This window comes from Sphingobacterium nematocida, assembly GCF_900168125.1.
Classification (GTDB): Bacteria; Bacteroidota; Bacteroidia; order Sphingobacteriales; family Sphingobacteriaceae; genus Sphingobacterium; species Sphingobacterium nematocida.
The window spans coordinates 1-1,257 of the sequence record NZ_FUZF01000041.1; the positions used below are offsets into that span (position 1 = coordinate 1).

The 1,257-nt window shown below is 50.3% G+C and carries 1 rRNA gene; it reads left to right on the forward strand.

Annotated elements, in window-relative coordinates:
- Positions 1-5: 5 nt before the first annotated feature.
- Positions 6-1,257: ribosomal RNA gene (locus tag B5X76_RS21555) — 23S ribosomal RNA — on the forward strand; the annotation flags it as partial.

Here is a 1,257-nt window from a genome sequence, read left to right on the forward strand (position 1 = left end):
GTGAGAAGAAAGTAAATAAGGGCACACGGGGGATGTCTAGGCTCTCAGAGGCGATGAAGGACGTGATAAGCTGCGATAAGCCACGGGGATCAGCAAATGTGACTTGATCCGTGGATTTCCGAATGGGGCAACCTGGCTGTTTGAAGAACAGTCGTATAATACGCGAACGCGCCGAACTGAAACATCTAAGTAAGCGTAGGAGGAGAAAATAATAATGATTTCGTAAGTAGTGGCGAGCGAACACGAAAGAGCCCAAACCCATATTGTTACGGCAATATGGGGGTTGTAGGACCACGAGATTGTATTGTCGCTATGAACTGGAAGCAGGTGGGAAACTGCGCGATATGGGTGATAGCCCCGTACAGGTAAAGAATGACAGCATAGTGGTATCCTGAGTAGGGCGGGACCGGAGGAATCCTGCTTGAATCTGCCAGCACCATCTGGTAAGGCTAAATACTCCTGAGAGACCGATAGTGGACCAGTACCGTGAGGGAAAGATGAAAAGAACCCCGAACAGGGGAGTGAAAAGAACCTGAAACCGTGTGCTTACAAGCGGTTGGAGCGGACTTGTTCCGTGACAGCGTGCCTTTTGCATAATGAGCCTACGAGTTACTCTTTACTGGCAAGGTTAAGTGGTTCAGCCACGCAGCCGAAGCGAAAGCGAGTCTGAACAGGGCGCATAGTCAGTAGAGGTAGACGCGAAACCTTGTGATCTACCCTTGGGCAGGTTGAAGCTGTGGTAACACACAGTGGAGGACCGAACCGATAAACGTTGAAAAGTTTCCGGATGACCTGAGGGTAGGGGTGAAAGGCCAATCAAACTGGGAAATAGCTCGTACTCCCCGAAATGTTTTTAGGAACAGCGTCGGCATAGAGTCTTGTAGAGGTAGAGCTACCGATTGGGTGCGGGGGAGTCAAATCCTACCAAATCCAGACGAACTCCGAATGCTACAAGATATGGCCGGCAGTGAGGCTTTGGGTGCTAAGGTCCAAGGCCGAGAGGGAAAGAACCCAGACCATCAGCTAAGGTCCCCAAATGTAGTCTAAGTTGAACTAACGAGGTCCGGTTGCCCAGACAGCTAGGATGTTGGCTTGGAAGCAGCCATTCATTTAAAGAGTGCGTAACAGCTCACTAGTCGAGCGACCGGGCGTGGATAATAAACGGGCATCAAGATTACTACCGAAGCTATGGATTTGCAAGTTAATTGCATCTGGTAGGGGAGCATTCTATTGGGGGCGAAGCCGCATGGTGATGTG